This is a genomic window from Chryseobacterium sp. FH1 (assembly GCF_000735135.1).
Lineage (GTDB): Bacteria > Bacteroidota > Bacteroidia > Flavobacteriales > Weeksellaceae > Epilithonimonas.
On the sequence record NZ_JPLZ01000006.1, the window covers coordinates 186,897 to 212,066 of the forward strand.

18 protein-coding genes are annotated in these 25,170 nt (G+C 29.2%); 14 read left to right on the forward strand and 4 right to left on the reverse strand.

Annotated elements, in window-relative coordinates:
- Positions 1–6 precede the first annotated feature (6 nt).
- The 13 genes from mnmE (at position 7) to IO90_RS07900 (ending at position 18,489) form a co-directional block, all read left to right on the forward strand.
- Positions 7–1,392: a tRNA uridine-5-carboxymethylaminomethyl(34) synthesis GTPase MnmE gene (gene mnmE / locus IO90_RS07840; protein ID WP_034965598.1), complete on the forward strand. Its 1,386-nt coding sequence runs from the start codon at positions 7–9 to the stop codon at positions 1,390–1,392.
- A gap of 260 nt (positions 1,393–1,652) precedes the next feature.
- Positions 1,653–2,018, forward strand: a complete 366-nt coding sequence (locus tag IO90_RS07845; RefSeq protein ID WP_034965600.1) for a helix-turn-helix domain-containing protein — start codon at positions 1,653–1,655, stop codon at positions 2,016–2,018.
- A gap of 936 nt (positions 2,019–2,954) precedes the next feature.
- Positions 2,955–4,094: a tyrosine-type recombinase/integrase gene (locus tag IO90_RS07850; protein WP_034965601.1), complete on the forward strand. Its 1,140-nt coding sequence runs from the start codon at positions 2,955–2,957 to the stop codon at positions 4,092–4,094.
- Between the two features lie 14 nt (positions 4,095–4,108).
- Positions 4,109–5,308, forward strand: a complete 1,200-nt coding sequence (locus tag IO90_RS07855; protein WP_034965602.1) for a hypothetical protein — start codon at positions 4,109–4,111, stop codon at positions 5,306–5,308.
- 100 nt (positions 5,309–5,408) lie between these two features.
- Positions 5,409–5,699, forward strand: a complete 291-nt coding sequence (locus tag IO90_RS07860; RefSeq protein WP_034965603.1) for a helix-turn-helix domain-containing protein — start codon at positions 5,409–5,411, stop codon at positions 5,697–5,699.
- Entirely contained in the window at positions 5,687–6,778 is a 1,092-nt protein-coding gene (locus IO90_RS07865; RefSeq protein ID WP_034965605.1) for a BT4734/BF3469 family protein, read from the forward strand. Before IO90_RS07860 ends, IO90_RS07865 begins: the two co-directional genes overlap by 13 nt.
- 331 nt (positions 6,779–7,109) lie before the next feature.
- Positions 7,110–7,553, forward strand: a complete 444-nt coding sequence (locus IO90_RS07870; protein WP_034965606.1) for a lipocalin family protein — start codon at positions 7,110–7,112, stop codon at positions 7,551–7,553.
- A 76-nt stretch (positions 7,554–7,629) separates the two neighbouring features.
- Positions 7,630–8,514 (forward strand): hypothetical protein, encoded by an 885-nt coding sequence (locus IO90_RS07875; RefSeq protein WP_034965609.1) that lies wholly within the window; start codon positions 7,630–7,632, stop codon positions 8,512–8,514.
- 190 nt (positions 8,515–8,704) lie between these two features.
- A complete protein-coding gene (locus tag IO90_RS07880) occupies positions 8,705–10,177 on the forward strand; it encodes a hypothetical protein (RefSeq protein ID WP_034965611.1) in 1,473 nt (490 codons plus the stop codon).
- Positions 10,178–10,336: 159 nt separating this feature from the next.
- Positions 10,337–12,358, forward strand: a complete 2,022-nt coding sequence (locus IO90_RS07885) for a hypothetical protein (RefSeq protein WP_034965613.1) — start codon at positions 10,337–10,339, stop codon at positions 12,356–12,358.
- Between the two features lie 4 nt (positions 12,359–12,362).
- On the forward strand, positions 12,363–13,082 hold the full coding sequence (locus tag IO90_RS07890) for a UPF0489 family protein (protein ID WP_081871789.1): 720 nt from the start codon (positions 12,363–12,365) through the stop codon (positions 13,080–13,082).
- A gap of 129 nt (positions 13,083–13,211) precedes the next feature.
- The gene (locus IO90_RS07895; protein WP_034965617.1) at positions 13,212–15,803 is read left to right on the forward strand and encodes a hypothetical protein; all 2,592 of its coding nucleotides are present in this window, start codon (positions 13,212–13,214) and stop codon (positions 15,801–15,803) included.
- A complete protein-coding gene (locus IO90_RS07900) occupies positions 15,790–18,489 on the forward strand; it encodes a DUF4365 domain-containing protein (RefSeq protein WP_034965619.1) in 2,700 nt (899 codons plus the stop codon). The genes IO90_RS07895 and IO90_RS07900 overlap by 14 nt, the downstream gene beginning before the upstream one ends.
- Before the next feature lie 149 nt (positions 18,490–18,638).
- On the opposite strand, the gene IO90_RS18900 is transcribed toward IO90_RS07900, so the two are convergent.
- From IO90_RS18900 to IO90_RS07915, 4 genes are all read right to left on the reverse strand, one after another.
- A complete protein-coding gene (locus IO90_RS18900) occupies positions 18,639–18,884 on the reverse strand; it encodes a hypothetical protein (RefSeq protein ID WP_131450833.1) in 246 nt (81 codons plus the stop codon).
- Between the two features lie 368 nt (positions 18,885–19,252).
- Entirely contained in the window at positions 19,253–19,690 is a 438-nt protein-coding gene (locus IO90_RS07905; RefSeq protein ID WP_034965620.1) for a RidA family protein, read from the reverse strand.
- A 451-nt stretch (positions 19,691–20,141) separates the two neighbouring features.
- Positions 20,142–21,563 carry a hypothetical protein gene (locus tag IO90_RS07910; protein WP_034965621.1) on the reverse strand — a complete coding sequence of 474 codons (1,422 nt, stop codon included), beginning with the start codon at positions 21,561–21,563 and terminating at the stop codon, positions 20,142–20,144.
- 599 nt (positions 21,564–22,162) lie between these two features.
- Positions 22,163–23,113, reverse strand: a complete 951-nt coding sequence (locus IO90_RS07915; RefSeq protein ID WP_034965622.1) for a T9SS type A sorting domain-containing protein — start codon at positions 23,111–23,113, stop codon at positions 22,163–22,165.
- A gap of 393 nt (positions 23,114–23,506) precedes the next feature.
- Between IO90_RS07915 and IO90_RS07920 the strand changes: the two genes are divergently transcribed.
- Complete coding sequence (locus IO90_RS07920) at positions 23,507–25,165, forward strand: T9SS type A sorting domain-containing protein (RefSeq protein WP_034965623.1); 1,659 nt, start codon at positions 23,507–23,509, stop codon at positions 25,163–25,165.
- Positions 25,166–25,170: the final 5 nt, after the last annotated feature.

Below are 25,170 nucleotides of genomic sequence, written 5' to 3' on the forward strand. Positions count from 1 at the left end.
TGCGGGATGAATCAGGACACGATCTGTGCATTGGCCACGGCAAACGGAATAGGAGCCATTGGGATTATCAGGATTTCTGGGGAGAAATCTTTTGAAATTGTGAACCAAATTTTTGAGGGCAAAAACCTTGAAAAAGTGGATTCGCATACGGTGCATTATGGTTTCATAAAGGAGGAAAATGAGGTGATAGATGAAGTGATGCTGTCGGTTTTCCACGCGCCAAGGACGTTTACGACGGAGAATTCTGTGGAGATTTCTTTTCACGGGTCGCCCTACATTGCCAAAAGAATCTTGGAGGTTTTGATAAAAAATGGTGCGAGGATGGCGAAGGCCGGTGAATTTACGATGCGCGCTTTTATGAACGGAAGGATTGACCTGAGCCAAGCAGAATCTATCGCTGATCTGATTGCATCTGACAACGAAGCTTCAAGAAAAGTGGCTCTGAATCAGCTGAAAGGTGGGATCTCGCAGGAGATTTCGGTTCTTCGGAACGATCTTTTGAATTTTACTTCGCTGATAGAATTGGAATTGGATTTTGCAGAGGAAGATGTGGAATTTGCGGATCGGTCGGCTTTGAATCAGTTGCTCAATAAAATTGAAGTTAAATTGAGTTCCTTGATTGACAGTTTTCAATATGGAAATGCGATCAAAAATGGAACAGCGGTTGCGATTATCGGGAAACCAAATGCAGGAAAATCTACCTTGCTAAATGCTTTGCTGAAAGAAGAGAGAGCGATTGTGAGCAATATTGCGGGGACGACGCGTGATACGATTGAGGAGATTTTGCACATCAAAGGTAATGCTTTCCGACTGATTGATACAGCTGGACTTCGTGAAACTGTGGATGAGATTGAGGCAATTGGTGTGAAAAAGGCCAAGGAAAAAGTGGATTCTGCGGATGTTTTGGTTTATTTGGCAGATGCGTCAACGGAGGATTTTTCTGAGGATTTTGAAATTTTGAAACCTTTGTTAAGAGAGGATTTGAAACTAATCATCTGTGCGACAAAAATCGATGAAGTGCTTCCGACGAAATATGAACTTGTGGAAGAAGCGTTCCGAAAAGAGATTGAGACTGATTTTGATTTTATAAAGATTTCGGCGGTTGAAAATCAGAATATTCAGGATCTGAAAAACGAGTTGTCTTCGTTTGTTGAACATTTGAACTCCGAAGAGAACAACGTCATTATCACCAATCAACGCCACTTTGAAGCTTTGAAGAAATCGCTTGATTCGGTAGAAAAAGTTGAGGAAGCTGTGAGTTCTAAAATCACAACCGAACTTTTGGCTTATGAGTTGCGAAATGCGCTGGAACATCTTGGTGAGATCTCTGGGGAGTTCAGCAATGACGAGGTTTTGGGGAATATTTTTTCTAAGTTTTGTATCGGAAAGTAATCGCCATTTTCTAAGTACCATATTTCTACTATACAACCCGCATTAATAAAGGAAATTCAGAAAGTATTAAGTGACATTTTCTGACATTTGTTGACATCTTTTATACCACTAATTGTGATACTCCGTTGTTTTTAATCTCTAAAAAAATGAATTTTAGGATACTCTAAGGGAAATTTAAACGGTAAATAATCGTAGATACACGCAAATACCGCTAAATACTGAGAGAGATTATTAACATACAGAAAATCGGAAAGTATCAAATGAGCAGTAACATTAGGATTGAGAAGATTTGTATCTTCTGCAAAGAGAAATTCATCGCTAAAACATTCTCTACAAAGTATTGTACTCACAGATGTAATCAAAAGGATTATAAGAAAAAAGTAAAGGAGGAGAAACTCCAAAAATCAAAAGAAGAATTTCAAACGGAGATAAAACTCAAACAACTTAAAGTGGTTTCTATTGAAGATGTTCAGAAGAAAACATACCTTACTATAAAAGAAGTTTGTTTGTTGATGAATATCTCTGAATCTACAATCAGAAAACTGATTAAAAACGGAGATTTAAAAACAATCCGTGTTGGTAAGAAACATTTTCTTTTGAAATCAGAATTAAATAATTTCAGTTGAGATTAATCACAAATATTCAAAATTTCCGTTGTATTAAATCCAAAAATCGGTTTTAAACAATTTTCAATGGAACAATACAGATTTAAGAATTAAAATTGTTGTAACTTCTTTAAAATCGTTAATGGTGTTTTGAGTGTTGTTTTCTTAATAGAAATCGTTTCTTATTTCCATTTTGTTAAATTTTGTTGATTATTTTATATTTATATACCATTGAATATAAATATATTATATTAGTATATATATTATATATAATATAAAAGGATATTTATAAAGAGGATATTTTAAGTAGTAGTAGTAGTAGTAGTAGTAGTAGAGAAAAGTAGTAAGATATTTAGTAGTGGAGTAAAATCAGTTAAGACGGTAGTAAATTAAGAGGAGAAATAAAGTAAATCAAACGAAAAATCAGAAAATATCAAAAGAGAAACGAAAATTAAGGAGAAAATTTCAAACCGAAGAGGAGATTTCTTCTGTAAGGTTTGAAATTTTGTAGTTGATTTTCAAAATATTACAAAGATGATAGTATCAAATGATATTATAGAACAAACAGAAAATGATGTTAGAATGATTTTAATATCAAAATTGATGAATTATAATGAAAGAAAAATTACTATGTAGAACTTTTTTAAAAACAGTAGTTGTATTTTTAAAATAAAAGGAAGGACTTTACACCACTTTACAATTGAGGGAGTCGAAGTTTTAATGAAGTAAAGAGAATCCGAACAGAAATGTTTGGATTTTTTTGTTAAAAATTAGGTGAATAACTGATACAGACTACCACTACTTAACTGCTGTAATAATGTGGTTAGTTTCGTATAGAGAAAGTAAACTTAGAAATTCCGAAAAAATGTAATTAGGTTAATACCACACGTTTACTGTTGTCTCCGAAATGAGTTAGAGGGAATGTTACATCACAATTAGTAACAAAACCTAAGAAAAATGAAAGTTTATTTAAAAACCAGAGAGGGGAAACTCAGTAAAAAAAGTATTGAAAAAGGACGTGTAAAAATGAATAGTTTGTTTTTGATGTTCCACGATAGTTCAACTCAAAAAAGGAGTTATGAATTTTTGAAACTTTATATCTATGATAAACCGAAAACGATAATTGAGAAAGACCACAACAGAGAAACATTACAACTTGCAGAATCTATAAAAGCTGAAAAGGTATTGGAATTCAATTCGAGAAAACACGGATTTGTAAATAGTACAAGTGGTAAGATTGGATTTCTGAATTACTTTAATGAGTTAGTAGAGAAAAGATATGATACAGAGGGAACATATGGAAATTGGTTTAGTACCTTGAAACATCTAACTATTTTTTGTAAAGGAGTAGATATTCAGATTTCCAAAGTAGATGAAACATTCTTGGAAAATTTTAAGGAATATCTTTTGAAAGAAAAAATTTCAAACAACGGAGGGAGATTATCACAGAATACGGCGTTATCATACTTCAATAAGGTAAGAACAGCATTGAAAGAAGCGTATAGAAATAAAATGATTTCAGAAAATCCTACACTAAGGGTAAAAACAATAAAAGAGAAAGAAACCAACAGAGAATATCTCACTTTGGAAGAACTACAAAAGTTGGTGAAAACAGAATGTGAAGTACCGATTTTGAAACAATCATTTATCTTTAGTTCACTCACAGGATTGAGATTCTCTGATGTGAAATCTTTGAAATGGAAAAATCTCTACTACGATTCTGAAAATGGTTGGATTTTAAAATATATACAACAGAAAACCAAAGGAGTAGAAAATCTTCCAATAAGTGAACAGGCAATAAAACTTCTTGGAGAAAGGAAAGATGATGATGTGTTGTTGTTTGAGAATTTAACGTATAGTGCCTATCACAATAAAAAATTACACAAATGGGTAAAAGAAGCAGGAATCGATAAACACATCACTTACCACAGTTCACGACATACTTTTGCTACATTACAACTAACAATGGATACAGATATTTACACGGTTAGTAAATTATTAGGACACCGAAATCTGAAAACCACAGAAATTTATGGAAAAGTGATTGATAAAAAGAAGATAGATGCTGTATCTAAAATTCCTGATTTATATTTGTAGATAAAACTTTATCTATGAATGATATAAATGGAGAACATTCCCAAAATTCTTATTTCGAAGAGTTATCTTATAAAGAATACCAAAAGAGAGATATTCTTAATGAGAACAACGGTAAAATTAATTTCTCAGAAATTAAAGATCGATTGAAAGAAATCAGGAATGTTCTTCCCCATTATAACAGAAAGGAAATAATATCATTAGAAGAAAAGTTTTATGATATTAAATCCTATGAGGAAAAACTTCAATTTTGGATTGACAAGGATTTAGGATTGATAAATACTGATTTATCATATATAAAAAAAGATAAAAATAAAAAATTTCGAATACCATTTGCAATTGAACCAATTGATGATGTTGAAGATAATTTATACTTTAACTATCTACTAAAATGGTTTAACGAAAACACGGTAAACTCCAAAATAAAATATTTCACTTTTGAAACTCTTAAAACAAATTTGTTGGATAGTGGTCAGTTGAGAAAAAAATTAATCAATACAGAATTGAACCAAACAAAAAATCGAATAAATGATTTAATTTCCAATGAACAATTTTTCATGCAAAAGTTTGTAGATGGTTTTCGTTTGAATCAGAATCTACTTACAGATTTATATGATGGTTATCTGACTACTGATAAAATTATTGTAATAGCTTACTTATTATCTCCTGTTTTGGGATATTTGGAATATGAAAAATTCCTAAACGAAAAATTAAAGAATGAAGATTTTATTTCGGAAGTTATAATGAAATCAGAGGAGAAAGGAGTCAAAGGAAATCCTGTGTTGAAAGAATATACATTTAGGAAAATACATTTTTTCACAACGGAAAATTTAGATAAGCTAAGAACTGAACTAATTACAAAAAATATTATAGAAGATATTTCCTTTGATGATTTCAAAGATATTTTTTCTGAACAACCAACTACAAAGGTAAAAAGTAGAATAATTTGGAAATTGGAAAATAAGCGTTCATCTGCTACATACATAAGATATGACTGGCAATCATTACTTAGTTTGATAAACGAAGTAGTGGAACCCGATTTTGTAAAGTATAAAGGAGAAATAAAAGAACTACTAAAATGGTATTTCGATTTCCCCGATAACACACTTTCTAACAAAATTGAGGATTCATTTTCTGATTATCTAACCACATTTGAAAAAAATCATAGAAAATCAACCAAAGAAATCATAGAAATTTTCAAAAAAATAAATAAGTAACTGATTATCAGGTACTCATTAACCCCGAAACCTACCAGTTAAAAGATTTCAACTCGACTTAAACTAAATTTCCTTTGACATAAATATAAATTACAATATTATGTCAAAGAAAATTAATTTTTTACAAAGTGATGAGGTTAGATTCCTTTTTGAAAGAAGAATGCTCACCACAAAAGAAGCAGCCTTTTATTTAGGATTAAGTGTTATAACTGTAAGAAGAAAAGCTGGAAAAGGGGTGTTTCCATCATACCGACCAAATGAGGGTAAACTATACTTTGAAATCTCAGATTTGGATGATTACCTATTATCAAAACGTAGAAGCAGTACAGAAAAAGCGAAAGAAGTAGCCTCAATGTTGAATTTTAAAATTTCTAAGAAATGGAAGATTTAATTTTTAATCAATGGGGGTGTAATGCATTTCACGGTGATTTTGTCACGATGCCAAAGTTTATAGAAAAAATCAAAAATGGGTTCTGTGATTTAATTGTTAAGAGAATAAGAGATGAATTTAAATTAAACGGAAAATCAGATTTATATAAACAGAATAAAAGTAAACTTCCAGGCATTACAATTAGTGGTAGATTTTCGACTGCAAGAAGAAAATTAGAAAATTTGGAAGAATATTACGGTTGGAAGGTGTTAGATATTGACAATATTGACAGCGAAGAAAAGTATCAGTTTATTTTTAATAAAGTTAAAGAAATTCCCTATACTAAAGTAGCGTTTCGCTCTCCAACAGGAAATGGATTAAAAATATTTGTAGAAACAAATAATAGAAATTCTACGAAACATTCTGAGTATTATAAGGAAGTAATTAATTATTATGAATCTATTTTGAATGTAGAATTCGATTCTTCAACTTGTGATGTCTCACGTTTGTGTTATTATTCATACGATCCCGATATTTATTATAACGAAGATTCAGAAATTTTTGAATTCTCCATTGAAGAAAAAGAAAGCAAAGTTTTAAATGATGATGATTTTTTTTCTTTGAAAATGGAAGAGATGGTCAGATTCACAAAGAACAAACAACAATACAAATTTGGTAATAGAAATAATTATTTAAGATTGTTAAGTTGGAATTCGTCCAACCATGGTATCTATGAATCGGAATTTTTAGAATTCTGTTTACAAAATTATTTAGAAGATGATTTTGATGAATTTGAAATCACAGAAATTGTTAAGAATACATACAAAAAATATAAATCTGATTTTGGAAAGTGGGAAAATAAATTGAAAAAACTACTTAAAGAAAAATCGGATTCTAAAATTGAAATAATAGAATCAAAACCACAAATCAAAAATATTTCTTTTGAAGATGATATTTTCCAACAATATTATGATGAACTAAGTAAAACGTTTCCAAAAAAATACACCGATTTTATACAAAGTTTGAAATCTGAACGTGAGAAAGATATTGTAATACTAACTATGATGACGGTGTTAAATTCAATATATCGAACAGAATAGTTGGTAAATATCGGATGAAATAATACCTTTACACTAATAAATAAAAAATAAAATTATAGAATAAAAAATAAAAAAACATCATCAACATTTACGAACTGATTTCTGTCCTTGGAAAGTCGAAAATTTAAGTACAACGGAAAAAAGTTTAGCAAATGTTCAAGTCAATGGCTTGAGCGTTGCTTTACTTCGTTGTACAGGGCTTCGACTCCCTCAAGGACAGGTAGAGATTAACGTCTCAAGCCTGTTTTTTTGTTTTTATACCACAGAATACGGTTTTCCGTAAGGATTGTTGAGGAAAGATTTATAAAATTGAAACTTAAATAATTCAACTATGAAAACGAAAAAATCTATCATTACATTATCTTTTTTGATAATAATCTCCTGCAGTAGTAGTAACGATGATGAAACTACAACTGAAACAAAACCCAATTTAGTTAACAAGTGGAGTTTAACTGTTTGGAAACTTAACAATGTAAATCAAACACTAACATCTTGTGATAAACAGGGATACATTCAATTTAATACTAATGGAACCTTTGAACGAAAAGATTATAATTTTAGTAATGGTAATTGTATTTTGGAGGGTGAGGATAATGGTAAATACACTTATAATTCTTCTAACCACAAAATAACATTAAATTTTGTAGATAATACAGATGGACCACAAACAGAAATTTTGAATAATGTAGAATTCACTACCTCAAAATTGAACTATAGTTGGGATGAAGATGGAAATGGAACAGATGAACATTATTTAGAATATACTAAAAATTAAAGATTTGAAAATTAGATTATTACAAACATTAGTTATAGTTATTAATAATGAGAATGTTGATTTTAAACACTAAACTATGATAAGAATATTTTTATTTTTTGCACTACTAACAATTTTTTCGTGTAAACAGAGTAACTCATTAGATGGGATTTACGAATATGAACCAAACAAAGAGAACAAGGGAAATATTTTCCAAATGGGAAGAGAAATGGGATGTTCTATAATTGGAAGATTCGAGTTTAGAGATGGTAAATGTTATTTCAATGTAATGGGAGTTGAGCAAAGAGTAGATTACGAAATTGATAATGATGTAATTTATCTTAATTCTAATAGTCTAAATAATAACGCAGGAGCTGGAATCAGAATTATAGATGATAATACACTAAGTTTTGGAGGATGTACCTTTAAAAAAATAGTAGAGAAAGAAGATGAAACCGCAACAGAGGATAATAATACTTCTACTGAAAATAAATCTGGAAACAGTAAAACTCCTCGAAATGAAAATCAAACAACTGATTTTCCAATATATACGTATAATAAATTGATGGATAAATATAACTATGAAGATAGTGAAAGTATATCCTCAGAAACAATTAAGGGATATGAATTTTTATATGGTGTTGTTAAAAAAGTAATAACAGAAGATGGGTATAGTGATTGTAAAATTCACATAGCTAAAACTTCAAAAGAATTTGATAATTTACATAGTGATATGGGTTCCTTTGTAAATAAAGATATTATAGTTAATGTAGAACCTATTGATTTGTACGATAATAATGGTAATATAAAAGAGGGATGGGAAGGAAGATATGATTTAAGTTATAATGATTACAAAAAACTAAAAGAATTATTGGTAGAAGGAAGAAAGATCAAATTCTCTTATATAAAGGGAGGAGCAGGAACAACAGGAACAGCCACTGCTGGAATATTTTATTTCAATTACATTGAAAAGATGGATTAGATTAAGTTATTCTACGTGCAGAAAATATTCAAAAATCAAATTTAAATATAAATATGAGTTTGTAATCATTTAAGAAAATATAATTGTAGAATCAATTGATTTTATGATGATTGTGGAAAAGTCTTCTTTAGTAAAGAGGACTTTTTTAGTTAAATTTGTAGAAAGACAAACTCATAATCAATAACAAATTATGATTGAAAAATTATCTAATTTTTTTAGAAAGAAAAAAATAGAAGTAGAAAAGAAAACTTTGTTAAGTTCACTTGCACCAAAGGTTCTAACAAAAATAGAAGATATTGAAAAAATACAACCGTATTTAGATAAACTTAATGAAACAATTGATACAAAGGGAATCAGTAATATTGCTTTAACAGGAGGTTATGGTTCAGGAAAAAGTACCATAATAAAAACGTATCAATCTTTAAATCCACAACATGAATATCTAAATATATCGTTAGCTTCTTTTAATAAAAAAAAGGAAGAGGAAAACGATAATCAAACTGATAGTAAAATACAAAAAGAAGAACTTGAAAGATTATTAGAAGTAAGTATTTTACAACAAATATTTTACCACGTTAGACCACAACAAATTCCAGAATCTCGTTTTAAAAGAATAGATAATATATCTGGGTGGAGAATATTTGGAATATCAGTGGGATTTGTTTTGTGGGTTATTTGTACGACATTACTTTTGAAATTTAATTATTTAGATAAGATTAATCCAAATAATTGGATTACGAAAGATAAATTCGATTGGTGGAGCGTACCAATTTTTTTAATTTCACTTAGCGGGTTGGGAATATTATCAAAACTCGTTATCAATTTGTTTAGTAATTCGAAAATTAACAAGGTAAATATAAAAGGAGAGTTAGAATTAGGAGACAACGTTAATAAATCTGTGTTTAATGAACATTTAGAAGAGATTCTATACTTCTTTGAACGAACTGATTATACCGTTGTAATAATTGAAGATTTAGACAGATTTGATAGTACGGATATTTTTACAAAACTTAGGGAAATCAATATTTTGTTGAATAATTCATTGTTGATAAAAGATGAAATCAATTTTGTTTATGCGGTGGGAGATGATTTATTTAATGATAGAAAAGAGAGAGTTAAATTTTTTGAATATATAATTCCTGTAATACCATTTATTAATTCTTCAAATGCTGATGAACAATTAAGTTTACTGATAAAAGAATCGGGATTAGATCCAAATATATTTTCCAAAGAGTTTACATCAGATATTACAACCTTTATTGATGATATTGATATGAGATTATTGACGAATATTTTCCAAGAATTTGTAATCTACCGAAAAACTCTTAAACCGGAATTCATTAAAAAAAATGATGAATTATTCGCAATGATTACTTATAAAAACCTCTATCCAACAGATTTCACACAACTTAACAGAAAGGAAGGGAAATTATACAATTTGATAAATAATAAGAAAGATTATACTGAAAATTTAATTATCAAAATAGACAAAGGAATTGAGGAGAAAAATATCGAAATAAAAGAGATTGAAAATGAATTAATTTCAGATATTGAAGAGTTAAAAAGTATTTATTTTCTAAAAATATTATCAAAATTACCTCAAACTGCTACTGTTGAAATACTTAATAAAGAAAATGATTTCGAAAATTTAATTGAAAATTAAAGTCTAAGTTATCAATATCACAGAATAAATTATAGTGGTTTACATGAAAATACATTAAGTTTTAATTTTTCAGAAATAGAAAATGAAGTTAATCCTAAATTCTCTTATGAAAAGAGAGTTGAATTAATAGAATCAAAACAAAATGATAAAACTAATTCATTGAAAAATGATATAGACAAACTAAAAAATAAAAAATCGCAAATACAAAATTGGGATTTAAAACAAATATTTATTGAAGTTGAAGTTGATCGGTATTTGGTTGATTTTTCAGATAGTAAACTTTTGAGAAACTTGATTTTAAATGGTTATATTAATGAAAATTACAATGATTACATTTCTTTATTCCACGAAGTATCGATAACAAAAGAAGATTTTACTTTTGAAAGAAATGTAAAAAGTGGTTATAATTCAGAGTTTAGTTATAAACTTAGTGATAAAACTGAAAATTTAGTTGAGAAAATAGATGAGAGGTATTTTGAAAGGGAAGCCATACTGAATTTTGATTTGTTGGATTATTTAGGTAGCAACTACAACAGATATTCTATTAAATATGATTCAGTAATTCGATTATTAAGTAGTGAAAAGGAACGTTCAGTACAATTTATCGATGGTTATATTAAAAATGAGGATAGACCGTTAGAAATATTTTTTGAAAAGTTAGTAGAAAATTGGAAAAATTTTTGGGAATATATTGTGGATGCATCTGTTTATGATAGAAGTAAAATAGATGAATATTTGAGATTAATAATTACTTACTCAAAAGTTGAAACTATACTAGATAATCAGAGTAAAAAGTTTTTAAACGAAATGATAGAATCAAATCCACAATTTTTATCATTAGTGCAGAATCGGGATGGAAAAAACTATTACTATAAGATTTCAAATCTTCTAAAAGGATTAAATACTAAGTTTGAAATATTAGATAATCCAAATCAAGAAACTGAAAAATTATTCGAATACGTCTATATTAATAATCATTACAGTATAAACAATGATAATCTATTACAACAAATTTTACTATTTGGAAAAGATGTTAATGAGGAAGATTTTAAGAATTCAAATTATTCAACAATTTTAAAATCAGATTGTAAACCATTAATTGAATACATTAATTCTAATATCACTACGTACATTAATAATGTATATTTAAAGTTAGAAGATAATAAATTTGAAGAAGAGGAAAGTTTAATCAAACTTCTAAATAATGAAAAAATAGAAGAAAAATTAAAAATTAAAATTATTCAAAAAGTAGAAACAAAAATCTCTGAATTGAATAAAATCAATGATTTGAGTGTAAAATCGCATTTACTTTTAAACAACAAAGTGATTCCAAAGTGGAGTAATATTACTAAATATTATATAGATTGTGAGGATGAGATAAATGAAAACTTAGTTGAGTTTTTAAATTTTGAGAATGTGTACACTGATTTATCTAAAGAAAAAATGATACATAAAAGTGAAACTTTTGAGTATGGTACATTTAGAGAAAATTTACTTTTAACTAATGAACTATCTGATGAAAGTTATTGCAAGATATTAGAAAGTAGTATTTATTACAGAGACAGTTTATCATTTGAAAAATTGAATAAAAATAAAGTTGACTATTTAACACAGAAAATATTAAGTACAACTAAATCTAATTACGATTTGTTGAAAAGGGGTTTTAAGAATAATCACATAAGATTATTAGAGAAGAATTTTAAAATTTTTTTAGATGAAAATTCAGAATTTGAAACTGGAGAGATTGATGTTTTACTATTACTCAATTCTGATAAAATAAGTATTGATAGAAAGTTTGATTACATTACAATATTGAGTGAAGATATAATCCAAAGTAGTAAAGAAATATCAAAAAAAGTAGGAGAAATTATTTTACAAAAATCTAAAACTGTTGAATTTGATATTAATACTTTAAAATCTATTTTTATTAATCAACCAAATTCTGAAAAAAGAATACCACTGATTAATTTGTATTTTGAGAATATAACCAATGAGGATATTATTATATTATTGAGTAGTATTTGGAATTACGATAATTTATTTAAAAATAAAAAACCTACATTTAATAAGACAGAATATAATACAATTCTATTGGAAACATTAAAATCTAAAGGGTTAATAAGAAACTATTATGATAATAAATGGAATGATGGAGAATATAGAGTAACAACCAATTATTAATAATATGTGTGAGTTAATGATTATTAATGAGAAACCAATTTTTATTTGTGATAAACATCATCATGTTTTAAAATTTTGGTATTCTCAAAAAAGTGAAAATTTATATCTTCTAACTTTTGATCATCATACTGATTTACATAGAGCATATCAGGGAGAATTAAATAAGTTTCCTTATAAAGCGAAAAATCAGAATGATTGGGATTTAGAACAAAGAAAATTATTAGAGACATTGATAGAAAATGATTTCAAAGACATTAACTTACTGCATCATGATGAACATATTGATGCTTCTATACTTTTAAATATTTTTGAAAAAATTTTAGTTTACAGTTACGACTCATACTGTAATAAACCTAAAAGAGTTTATTGTATTACTGATAAAGAGTATGAAAATCAAAAAGTAATAAATAACTATAATTATCCCGATAGTGATTATGTAATTGAATCGGAAATGCTTATTAATAATTTTAAAAAAATTGAAGTTTGTAATTTAGGAGTAGATGTATGGATTGATAATTTTATATTGGATATTGATTTAGATTTTTTTAAAACTAAAAAATCGATTAATCCGGAAAATGTTGATTTTTTTAAATATTTAATTAGTAAATGTAAGGCAATTACCATTGCAACAGAACCCACTTTTGTAAATTCTTTGAAAGAAGATGAAGACCTAAATTCAGAATATCTTTTAGAAAGTTTATTGAATTTAATAAAAACTGTGTAGCTGTTTTTAATTATGTTATCCTATAAATTTAATGATTCTAAATGTAGAAGATTGTATAATTTCAGTATCTAATACTAATATGAGTTTGTAATCATAAGAAAAAAATAAATTGTAGAATCAATTGATTTTATGATGATTGTGGAAAAGTCTTCTTTTGAAAAGAGGACTTTTTTAGTTAAATTTGTTAATAAACTATATAACGTGAAATCAATTATTACAGAAGAAATATTTAACCAAATTATTAATATTCATAATAATAAGGAATTAAGGGACTTTTTAAGACAAAATAATATCAGGGGAGTAATCTTTTTTACAGATGTAATTAACGGAAATATTTTGGGTGTTGAATTTACCTCAGAATCAGAGTTTAAAATTGACGAGATTATTTTAGATAATGTAGCTTATGATATTACTTTCAGAGATAAATATTTTTATGGAATAACGATTAAAAATAATATTGAAAAGAAAATTGTTTTCAGTAATGTAAAATGTAAAAACTTCAATTCTGAAAGTAATAACTCAATAACATTAGAATTTATCGATTTTACAGTTGATAATATTGAAATTATAAAAGATAATTTTCATCGAATTAATTTCACTAAGACTACAATAACTAACACGGCGAATATAGAAGAAAGCTACTCAAATTATTTTTATATTCAGAATTCGGTTATTGATACAATTGATATACAAAAAAGTGAAGTTAATTATGATGGTTTTTATATTAAATCTTCAATTATAAAAAGAATTAGTTTAAATGAAAAATCTGTTCTATCTCATTTTGATATTTCAGAATCTACAAAGCTCGACTACTTTTCTGCTCACGATTCCTCAATTAAAAACTTTGAAATTTCTCAATCAAATCTTATTAGTTTACATTTTTCAGCTTTAAAGTTATATGATTTTAAAATTGAAAAATCCGAAATATTAAATATTAACATTAATCTTACAAACATAAATAGAATTTTTATTGATAATAAATGTGAAATCGATGGTATTATAATCCAAAATCAATCAAATATTGGTTTATTATCAGTTAAAGATAATTGTTCAATACATCTATTTTCTGTTAATAAAAATACAAATGTTTACTTAATTAATTTTTATAAAAATGTTACAATCAATTATATCGAATCTGATGGTGAATGTATATTAGGAGATTTCGACATTTTTGACAGTACCATAAAATCTCTCCAGTTAAGTAATCAAAAAAATTCATATAATATTCAAAATTCCACAATAAATTTATTGAAACTAAGTAATTGTGAAATTCATTCTTTGAATATATTAAATGGTTGTAAAATAGAGGGATATATTGTCAGATCAAAGATTAATAAGTTAGAATTTAAACAGGTTTTCATTTTGAGAGATACTTTAATCTCTTTTTCTTCTTGTGAAATTTATTCAATCTTAATGGAAGAATTTTCTGTAATTGGAAATCTTTATTTTAGAGATTTAAGAAGATTGGCAAAACCATTGGATAATTGGTCTGACATAAATAAATATACGTTTCAGCCTAATTTACTAATTGATGATGATGAAAAATTCTATCTTAATTCTAAAAAAATAATATTAGAATACATCAAAAATAAAATTGAAGAGAATAAAGATTGGATTTATAATTCAAATGAAATTGAAGAGAGTACTTTAGAGAAGCAGTTAGTAGAGGAAATTTATGACGATTTTGATAAACCTCAAATTATCGAGTTAATTGATAGATTAAGAGATGCTCAAAATATTAATCTTTCAGCATTTGAAAGATTTCTTTTGAGAAAAATAAGAAAGCATAATAGTGAGAAAGAAAAACCTATTTCATATATAAATAGAATTTACGAAATAGTTGATTTTATTTGGAATGTTCTATCTAAGGTAAAACTTATTGATTTAGAATTCCAAAATATAAACAAACCTATATTCAGAGTATTCCACTCATCATTAGGAAAAACGGAGTTTTCTAATTGTGAATTAAATCAATTTGAATTTCAGTATAGTAATTCGAATTTTTTAGAATGTGTTTTTCTTGGAACTGAAATTCCTGAACAAAATTTGAAGATTTTAAAGAATGATAAAATTATTATTGATTCTAATGAATTAGATGAGGTAAATAAGATTAACTATTATTATCAAAAAACTGATTTCTATAATCAGTTTAAAAAAATTTATGAAAAGCAGGGCAATATATATGAAGCAGGAATATTTAATTCAAAATGGTCAGAAAATCAGGAGAAGTTATTATTATTAAAGATAAATAAGAAAGAGGACTACTTGAATGCAACTAATGATTTGTGGAGTTTTATAAAAAGTGCTTTTTTGTTCTTTGATGGTAATAAGGAAAAAGTAATGGATGTTTTTACTTTTAATTTAAATAGAATTTCAAATGGACATGGAGAAAACTGGCTGAAATCATTAAGGTTTATACTAATTCCCACTTTTGTAATCTTCACATTTTATATTTTAAGTATTAGATATGATTTTAGCATTAGATATCTCAATTGTTCTTTGGGTTTGAGTTTCGATAATGAAATATTTAATTATTTCTATATAAATCTAAAATATTATTTTGAATTTTTAAATCCTGCAAGGAAGTTTGATTTTATAAAGTTAAAGGACGGAGAATCACTTAGTTTTTGGAGTTCATTATGGGATATATTAGGAAGAATTATTGTAAGCTTTGGTATTTATCAATTAATTGTCGCTTTTAGAAAAAATGCAAAAAAATAATATGAATTATGACAACGATTACATCAGAAAGGAAGCAGATGATAAACTGAAAGGTAAATTCAGAAAGCTCTTTCATCAAAACAATATGAAGTTAAAAGAACATTCAGCTTCAGCAGGGGAAGATAATGGAACAGACTTCTATTTTGATGTTACAAATGAAAAGGAAGAGCATATTTTTTTCTTTAGAAATCAAAATAAGGGAACTTTTAATGATTTACCAATTATAAAGAATAAAGATGATGTGAATTTTGGAAAAATATATCACACAATTAGTTTAAGAAATGCCATCAATTATTATACGGAATTTGATGAAGCAATTATATTTACTATTTGTGATTTGAATACAAACATTATTTATTGGTATGATATACAAAATGACACTACCTTAAAAGAAAGAATTGTAAAACAACAAAGTGATGGTATTAATTCTATTCAAATATATATATCTACAGAAAACATACTAAATGAAGAGAGTTTTGAAGTTTTTTTAAAAGAAATAAATTTCTCTAAAATCAATCAAATTAGAAAGAAAAAAATTTTAGGAGGAAATATAGAAGCAGATTATTCTAAAACAAAAACTGATACTGAAGATAAACACGTTATTGATAAAATTGATTATACGTTAAAACTATTTGAGGGTATAAAAGTACTACCAGCCAAAATAATAATTCAATTATATCCTTTTAAAGGAACGGAAAATAACACTTTTATTAACGAATTTGAATTATATACTGATAATGAAGAATTCTTTGATTTTATGAATGGTCTGTGTTTAAAAGATGATGAATTAGAAGTAGAATCAAAGGAAATGTTTGTAGAAAATCAGAAAGACAAATTGAGAAAAATTATAAGTTTTTTCCAGGTTAACCATATACACCATATTCGATGGAAAGGTAAAAATCCTAAGTTACAGATTTGTGTTCATAAATTGTATAGATATGGCAAATGTGATTGCGAAAGATGTAATTTAGAAAGATTAAATCTCAAAAGAACAAACACATTATTAAACGATGATTTAAAAGAGGGAGGGAATTATGAAACATTAAGAAGAGGATATACTTATTATCTGTTGGGTGATTACAAAAATTCTGCTGACATATTTTTGAGTGTTTATAACGAATCTGATAGAAGTAATAATCCAATCATTTATACGATATCAACTTATAATTTAACTCGACTTAAAAAATTAATTAAATTTAATTATTACGAAGACGATAGAGATACAATTTTAGAAAAACTATCCTCAATAGATTTTGATATTGATGAACCATTTATAAATAGGAATGCTCCATATTTCTTAGATATTTATAAAGGTATTAAAGAAAGTAGATATTTTGATGATATAGAAGATGAAATTGAAAACAGTTTTAAAGAAATTCAGAAATTAAGTTTTGATGATAAATTTGGAGGTTGGATTTCTGAAAATGGATACTATAAATTAAAATCTACTTTTTTAAGATTTACTACATATTTAGAACATAACTTCATCATTTTTAATCAATATTCAGAATTTAAAAACTTATCAAAAAAAGTATTGGAGAGTATTTTTGCTCTTTACACTTTGAAAAATCCACTGACAGATAAATACGAAAAATTTGATTGGAGTATATTAGAAATGTGGATTTTTAGTGTTGATATCGGTTACTCAAAATATCTTTTGAATAAATATAATATTAAAAGGATTAAAATTGATGATGATTATTTTAAAATCATAGATAAGTTAAATGAATTGATAGAAAATCTTATTAATTCAAATGAATACATTAACGATTTTACAAATTGGTTTAATCCAATGAGGATTGATTATATACTTAGTAAAATTGTTTTAATCACTTCTTTTTTAGATGTCGAATTTAAAGAGAAGGAAAAAATAATTCTAAATATAATACATCTCGGTAAGATGTTGGAGGATAAACATATTATTCCATATGATGAATTAGTAAATTTTGTTGAAAAAAACGAAAATGAGATAAATAAAGATTTAGTAAAAGAAATAATTGATTTGTTTTTTTTCGATGAACACAAAAGATTTGGCTTCGGAAGAGTCTTAAATATTTATTCAGAAAAATCTTCACAATTAGAAATTGAAAATTTGATAAAAACAGTTTTAAAAATTGAAAATTTAGAAGACATAGAAATTAATTTGGATAATAGATATTTGGGTAAATTACTTTACTCGTTTACTTATTTAAATGAGGATTTAAAGATTCAAATAAAAAATAAAATAATTGAGAAATTAAAAGAAAATTTTGATGATAAGCTATATAATTTAGCTGTTATATATGATATTATTGATTTTGATAATGAATTTTTTGAAAAGTTTATTTCTACAATTCCAGATATGTCAAATGTGGAAAATAACAGACACCCTTTTAGATCAGAAGAAAATTTTCGTTTAACACAAACTATAAATCTCATTTTCAAATATAATATTGAGATTGATAATAAACTGAAATCATTAGTAAACAAATCTCACCCAAACTACTTTGAATATTACAGTTGGTTAATGGACATTGATAATTATGATTATTCAAAGTTCAATCCTTATTGGATTTTAGAAAATCAAACAGTACATTATTTTGAGAGATTTAAGAAATCACAAAAACTGAAAGAAGAATTATCCAAATGTTTAAAAGAAAATTACATTGAGGGAGTCGCTAAAATTTACATTGAAGAATTAGTATAATTTACAAATTGGATACTAAAATATTATAAACACCCACAAACAGTAGATAAAAACTTTCTGTATCGGCAAATAAATTAGCTTTTCTTTGATTTCTTTTTTCTATCTTTTATTTGACTATCAGATAGTTATGTAAATTTTATTTTCTCTTATTAGACTATATTTGTATATTTGTACCACTTTTGTACTACTTCAGACTTCAAAAAAGTCAAAAGTAGTACAATTCCGGCTTGCGCGTCCGATCTGGAATCTTCAGTAGATGAAGAGAAATTGATGTTGGTCTCAAGATAGAGATTGGTGTCGTCATCTAAAAATTTAAGATTCTTCTCTTGGGAATATACCAGATTTTTGATACATAGAAATGCTACTAAGCATAATTTTGTTTGGTAATGTATCAAAGTTATTAATGGGTATAATTTTAAACATTAAGTTGTTGAAAATCAATTGAAATAATAATTAAAAAATATTAAGAACGAGGGTGGATTTATCTGCTCTCGTTTTTTTTGCAGAAAAAACATATCTTAAATCATTGGGAGTCATGACAGGTGTATCAGAGTTAGTGATGGAAAAAATTTTAAATAGAATTGCTCATCTTTAGATAATAATTTTTACTTTAGAAACTGAAAATAAAGAATACCCGATAGCTCAGATTTTCAATCAGTGCTTTTAGAATTTTTTCTTTGTAGTTTAGATGAATAGATCCCGGCTGTAGTCAGAATTTTAGTTTCATTATCCTATTTTTGTGGTACATTACCTCTCAAGCTTTTTACTTCGGCAGATGTGCTATTAATTCTATTTCCAATTTTGCTTTGGGCATGTACAATCTTTGTATTTGAATCCAAGTGGCGGCAGGAAAATCATTCTGATAATATTTTTTTCTCACATAGTTGAGTTTTTTCATTTCCTCTATGTCGGTGGTATAAAGATTTTCTTTCACCACATTTTCAAATGTGGCTCCAAAACTCGCCAAGGAAGCTTTAAGGTCATTGTAAACGGATGTGATCCCTTCCGGGGTAAGGTCATTGGTTGCAGCCCCTGAAATGTAGAGAACATTATCGACTTTTAAAACTTGACAGTAGCCTGCAATTGTATCTTGTTTCAGTTTGTTGTTGTTCCAATGCCACTTTTCTTTTTTTATATGCCTTTCTTGTGAGAAAGTACGGTTGGCAAGCAATAGGAGCAGAAGTAGGATAATGTTTTTCATAATATGGTTTAAGGATACGAAAATAATGAAATCTTAAATGAAATGTGATGACATTTCAAATATAACCAAGATATCACAAAAAGTCCCCACTGGTAAACTATTCAATTCTGCTTATTTTCTTCTAGGTGCGCTTCTGGTGTGTGGACTTAAGTAGGTGCCATCTTTTCTCGTATAGCCCTTTACATGGACTGTTCCTCCCGAAGTCGCGGATCTGCAATCTGCTCTTTTATGTGTATTTATAAAACAATAGTACGAACAAAATATAAGCCTGTGGAAATAGAGAAGCTTATCTTTTTACCACTATTAGAGTTCGAGTACTGATATTTTCACAAGTTTCACTTTCTAAAAAGATCATTAAATTAATTTTAAAAAGCCACAATATTTCTAAGTTTGTAAGACTTTACAAAGCTACCTCTTAATAGTTATATTTCATAAAATCTCACAACTTGTACTATAGATCGTTGTAAATTATGTTTTCAACTTCCAAAGAATTGGTTTTGTCTGTATAGGTCAAAATTAGCTTTGCCTGAGGGGAAATAGAGAGTTTGATCGTACCTTCTTCTTCTGTATTGCCATTGAAAATACTGCTGTAAGTACATTTGTCTTCTCTGAGTAAATTAAGCTCAGATCCTGATTTTTTATCAGGCTTTTGGCCACACTTTTCAATACTACTTGGATCACCATATTTTTTTGCCAACAGGCTTTTCATACTCAAGTACTGAGATATCAGAGATTGCCAAGATTCTTTTTCGCTAAAGATGACAGAGACTTCATAAACTGTCTTAGATGTTGCCTTTACCAGAATAGATGCATCCTCGCTTGCGAATTTCCCCGAAAGTTCGGCGTTGGATCGATCGCTTTTGATAAGTATGAAATTTTGTTTTTTAAGTTGATTAACAAATGATCCCAGAGAATCGTTAATTGGAATTTCCTTAAATTTTAGATGATTACCTTTCTTTTCAGTTGAAGTTGGTTCTGCATTATCTTGCGTATATGCTGTTGTGCTTGGATTGTCTCGTTCCGAGGATTTGCCCTTCATCCTATTCTTTGCCCTCAGGTTTAAGTTCGCATTGAACCCCAATGTTATTATCGCTTGATTTCCGCTAAAACCGGGGATGTTGCCATTGCCGAAGTTTGTTAGGTTCACCTGCCCGAAAAAGTTGCTTATTTCCAGTCTTGCACCAAGATTGAAGGCATCGAAGCCCCGTTTCTCCGTTTGAATAAACTCTCTCCTGAGCGCCTTGTTTCCTTCCAGCCCATAGTCACCACCAAGACGCCTGTTAGAATAGCCACCTACTATAAAGAAATCTGCTCTACCATTATTTTGGCCTTCAATGTCCAAGCTCAATAGCCTGTAGGTCAAATGAAGGTCAAGCACTGTAGTCGTGACAGGCATGATAAGCTCGTCTTTTACCCATTCTGTATTGTAGACCGAAAATTGCCCGTAGCCCCCAAACCTTCTCCAATCAAAAAACTCAATCGTTTTATCGTCCCGGACGTCCTCAAATTTATAAAAGCTTTTTGTGCCTAGCAGGAAACTGAAGTTGCTGACATTATTCGAGCTATTGGAGGGTATCAATAGGTTTGAACCGAAAATTTTGATGTCGTTGGAAGCTTCAGATTCAATCTTGTCATTTTTTGAGAATACGGTAAAAAGAATTCTGCCATAAATGAATTTTCTGTCGAATTTAATACCCAAGGTTCCAATTCCGGCTTGCGCGTCCGATCGGGAATCTTCAGTAGATGAAGAGAAATTAATGTTGGTCTCGAGATAAAGATTGGTATAGTCATCTAAAAATTTAAGATTCTTCTCTTGGGAATGTGCCAGATTTTGGATGCATAGCAATGCAGCTAAGCATAATTTTGTTTTCATGATAATGTAGTTTATTGGTGATCATTCAAATGTGCAATTTTCATTGATTTTATTAGCTTATAAGTGCAAACGTAGATGTCTCTGGAGATTATATTCTTAATCCAATGTGTTTGATAAGATAGGCGTCAGCTATTAAAATCAGTCAAAATTAAAAGCTATTTTTATAATTTCAATCAGTATAAATACTTAATTTTCAGTATGGTATGTTAAAAATTGTGGGGGTGGAATTTATGTCTGTAGTGTTCAAATATACCAATATAACCATCCTTCAATGAGCAAGATTGGAAAAATGTAATGACGTTGAGTTTTTTAGATGAAGAAAGACGGATTCTTTTTGATTACAGACGAACCGCAGCAAAATACTTAGGACAATGCTGCTGTAGAGACAGAAGAAGGAAAGCTTTTAACGATTATTTGATCGGTCAAGGTAGGCTATTTTCTGTTGGTTTAAGATCAAGAGATGATATCTTATAATTAGTGGATTTCAATTACGTTGGTTTGGGTTTTTATGATGTTGTAATTACTAACGCATATCTACTATGTACAAAAGAAAGTGGCCGAAAGAAATTTCGGCCACCTCATTATAAATAAGTTTGCTTTTATTTTTTAATTACTTTTCCTGCCTGAAAGTAGCCGGTTTTACTAGTTATCTTATAGTAGTATACACCGGATTTTTTATTTTTCAGGTCTATTCCGTTTTTCAGATTGGTACGGTCCAATACTTTTGATCCTTTGTCATCCGATACTTCAATCTTGTATTCACTCAAGTTTTCTCCTTCGAAATTTACGACGGAGCTTGTTGGGTTTGGATATACCAATATCTTGTTTTCCCTCGAGTAAAGTGGAGTACATGCGTTGATACTGCAAGCTGGTGTTTGAGGGCCGGAAATTTCGGGGATTGCAGTTGGTCCACCTGTGTAATAGCGCTTTACTTGTACTCCATTTTTGTAAACATACAAGCCGTAGGCGATCACCGGATTATTTTCACAATCTATATTGAACTGCGGATTTTCAACATCGAACTCAAGCAAAGTGCCATTCTGGTACTTTATGTACCAATGGTAGGTAAAACACTCATCTCCAACAGGGGCTTGATAAGGAGATCCAAGATAGGCGTAATAAAGGTTAGCATATCCATTTACAGCATCAAAGCCAAAACAGCCAGGCAGATTTGAAACCGAACAGTTGTCAATAGTCCCACAGTAATCTACCACATGGCAACCTGTTTCGTTGAAGTAGGTCAGTCTGACGGAATAGCTTCCTGTCCCGACTGCTTGTATCGTGACGCTTTGATTCATGTCGCTACCAACAATTTTGATATTGCCCACAGTTTGATTGTCAGACGATGTAGAGTTGTTGTTGATGTCCCAATCATAGCAATTGCTGCATTGTGCTGCGGCCGCAGAAGTGATGACTGTCGTCTCACCTACGGAAATTTTCGGGATTCTGTTACAGAATGTTTCGGGATCATGAGGTTGAGGGTCCCCAAATTGTGCAAAGCTGGAAATTCCCAAAAATGTCAGAAAGAATAATTGTAATGTTTTTCTCATAATAAAAATATTTTATTTGTGCTAAGTTAATAAAAATATTTAATTTTTGTTAATTAATTTTAGTTAATTGTGTTAAAAAACAAGTAGAATTGATATTGTCTCATTGGGATAACATGGAATACATAATTCAAACTGATGATCATTTTTTTTAGGTTTATACGAGTAAGAATATTGATCTTTATAAAATGCTCATCAACTGTATCGCCTGATGCGAGCAGTAAATGACAAGAAGAAGAAAAAATAATAAAATGAAATTTATTGCAGACATTATTAGTAGATATCTCCCACATGTTATTAATTATTGTTAATATTTATTCAAAATAATAAAGCAAATTTTAAATTGTGTTAAATTTTTGCTAATTTGCTAATTTGCTAAAATAAAATATTAACCCAATGAAAAAACTCATTACAAGCCTGGGAGTCCTCGCTATGGGATACTCCTTTGCCCAAAAAGTAAGCTGGCAGAAGGATGTGGAATCCGGGACGCAGGATTTCCTGTCAGGTCTGGCGGTTACCCTGGATGGTCAATATCTGGTCTCAGGCTCTTCTATTAAAGCAAAAGACCTGGCAACCCCTGGTCCAAACAAAGGCTATGACTACCACATTCTCAAACTAGACCAGCAGGGTCAGAAGGTTTGGGAAAAATACTATTCCGGCAACCAGCACGACTATCTCAGTTCAACCATTGCAACCCAAGAGGGTGGCTTTTTATTGGCAGGAACTTCCTATTCGTCAATGGCACTCGATAAGAAGGAGAAATCCTATGGATCTTCTGATATGTGGATCATCAAGGTTGATGAGAACGGAAAGGAGGAATGGCAGAAGAGCATCGGGACAAGATATTCCGAGGAGGCAAGATCTGCAATCCAAACTTTGGACAATGGGTTTGTGGTTGTTGGGAGCACCAATCATCCAAAACTTGGATTCGGTTCCAAGGATGTTGTGGTGGTAAAGCTTGATGAAAAAGGAAAGATCGTCAATCAATTGATCCTGGGAGGAAAAGGGCTGGATGAAGTTGAAAAGGTCATCGCGACAAATGATGGAGGTGTCATGTTGGGGATCTATTCCAGAAGTGGCATTTATGATGGAGAGGCCAGACAAAAGATGAATTCAAAGAATCTAAACTCATTTACAGCCAATTCCTCATCAACAGATAATGGATCAGCAGATCAAGGTGCTAAAGAATCCTATGACATCAATTTCCATGGGAAAGCGAATGACAGCTATGGTGAGGGAGATTACTGGATCGTCAAACTGGACAAGAACGGAACTGTTCAGTGGGAGAAGAACTTTGGAGGCAGCGAGGACGACCATGTCCGAACGATGGCTTTGACGGATTCCGGTTACATCATTGGGGGCGAGAGCAGATCCCAGACTTCTGGAAACAAAACGGCAAAACTGGAAGAAGGTACAGACTTATGGATTCTGTCCTTGGATCAGGATGGTAATGAAGAATGGCAGAAGTCATATAATTTCAAAAACAGGGATGTGCTGATGAGTTTGAATGCCATTAGAAATCAAAACTCTGAGACAAAAGGATTTTTAATTGGAGGTTACACCCAAAGCGAAGGAAAGATTCAGAAGGATGACGAGACGTTCTGGATGCTATATATTGATAAGAATGGAAAAGAGGTTTGGAGAAAATATGTGAAAGGGAAAGAAAAGAAGAACGAGGAACGATTGGTATCAGCTCTACTCAACAGAGATGGTTCGTATGTATTGGCTGGCACAAGTGCAGAGGAATTAGGCAAAGAAAATTGGAAGATTTTGAAACTCTTAGACAGCGATGTCGAGAATTTGATCGAGAACAAGGACATCCAGATCTATCCCAATCCTGTAAAGGAATATTGCTATGTTGAGATAGGACTGGACTTTGACCAGGCGGAAATCTATGTTTATGATATGGCTGGGAGGATGTTGCAAAATATCCAAACAAGGAACAAGGTGACGAAGATTAACACCTCGAAACTTCCGCAGGGTGTCTACATCGTCAAGGCGAGCATCCCGACACAGAAAGATAAAAAACTAACCACTAAAATCGTGAAAGAATGAGGATT

What these genes read in the sequence shown, in the direction of transcription:
- mnmE (WP_034965598.1), top strand. Translation starts at nt 7, where the DNA reads ATGAATCAGGACACGATCTGTGCATTGGCCACGGCAAACGGAATAGGA.
- IO90_RS07845 (WP_034965600.1), top strand. Translation starts at nt 1,653, where the DNA reads ATGAGCAGTAACATTAGGATTGAGAAGATTTGTATCTTCTGCAAAGAG.
- IO90_RS07850 (WP_034965601.1), top strand. Translation starts at nt 2,955, where the DNA reads ATGAAAGTTTATTTAAAAACCAGAGAGGGGAAACTCAGTAAAAAAAGT.
- IO90_RS07855 (WP_034965602.1), top strand. Translation starts at nt 4,109, where the DNA reads ATGAATGATATAAATGGAGAACATTCCCAAAATTCTTATTTCGAAGAG.
- IO90_RS07860 (WP_034965603.1), top strand. Translation starts at nt 5,409, where the DNA reads ATGTCAAAGAAAATTAATTTTTTACAAAGTGATGAGGTTAGATTCCTT.
- IO90_RS07865 (WP_034965605.1), top strand. Translation starts at nt 5,687, where the DNA reads ATGGAAGATTTAATTTTTAATCAATGGGGGTGTAATGCATTTCACGGT.
- IO90_RS07870 (WP_034965606.1), top strand. Translation starts at nt 7,110, where the DNA reads ATGAAAACGAAAAAATCTATCATTACATTATCTTTTTTGATAATAATC.
- IO90_RS07875 (WP_034965609.1), top strand. Translation starts at nt 7,630, where the DNA reads ATGATAAGAATATTTTTATTTTTTGCACTACTAACAATTTTTTCGTGT.
- IO90_RS07880 (WP_034965611.1), top strand. Translation starts at nt 8,705, where the DNA reads ATGATTGAAAAATTATCTAATTTTTTTAGAAAGAAAAAAATAGAAGTA.
- IO90_RS07890 (WP_081871789.1), top strand. Translation starts at nt 12,363, where the DNA reads ATGTGTGAGTTAATGATTATTAATGAGAAACCAATTTTTATTTGTGAT.
- IO90_RS07895 (WP_034965617.1), top strand. Translation starts at nt 13,212, where the DNA reads ATGATGATTGTGGAAAAGTCTTCTTTTGAAAAGAGGACTTTTTTAGTT.
- IO90_RS07900 (WP_034965619.1), top strand. Translation starts at nt 15,790, where the DNA reads ATGCAAAAAAATAATATGAATTATGACAACGATTACATCAGAAAGGAA.
- IO90_RS07905 (WP_034965620.1), bottom strand. Translation starts at nt 19,690, where the DNA reads ATGAAAAACATTATCCTACTTCTGCTCCTATTGCTTGCCAACCGTACT.
- IO90_RS07910 (WP_034965621.1), bottom strand. Translation starts at nt 21,563, where the DNA reads ATGAAAACAAAATTATGCTTAGCTGCATTGCTATGCATCCAAAATCTG.
- IO90_RS07915 (WP_034965622.1), bottom strand. Translation starts at nt 23,113, where the DNA reads ATGAGAAAAACATTACAATTATTCTTTCTGACATTTTTGGGAATTTCC.
- IO90_RS07920 (WP_034965623.1), top strand. Translation starts at nt 23,507, where the DNA reads ATGAAAAAACTCATTACAAGCCTGGGAGTCCTCGCTATGGGATACTCC.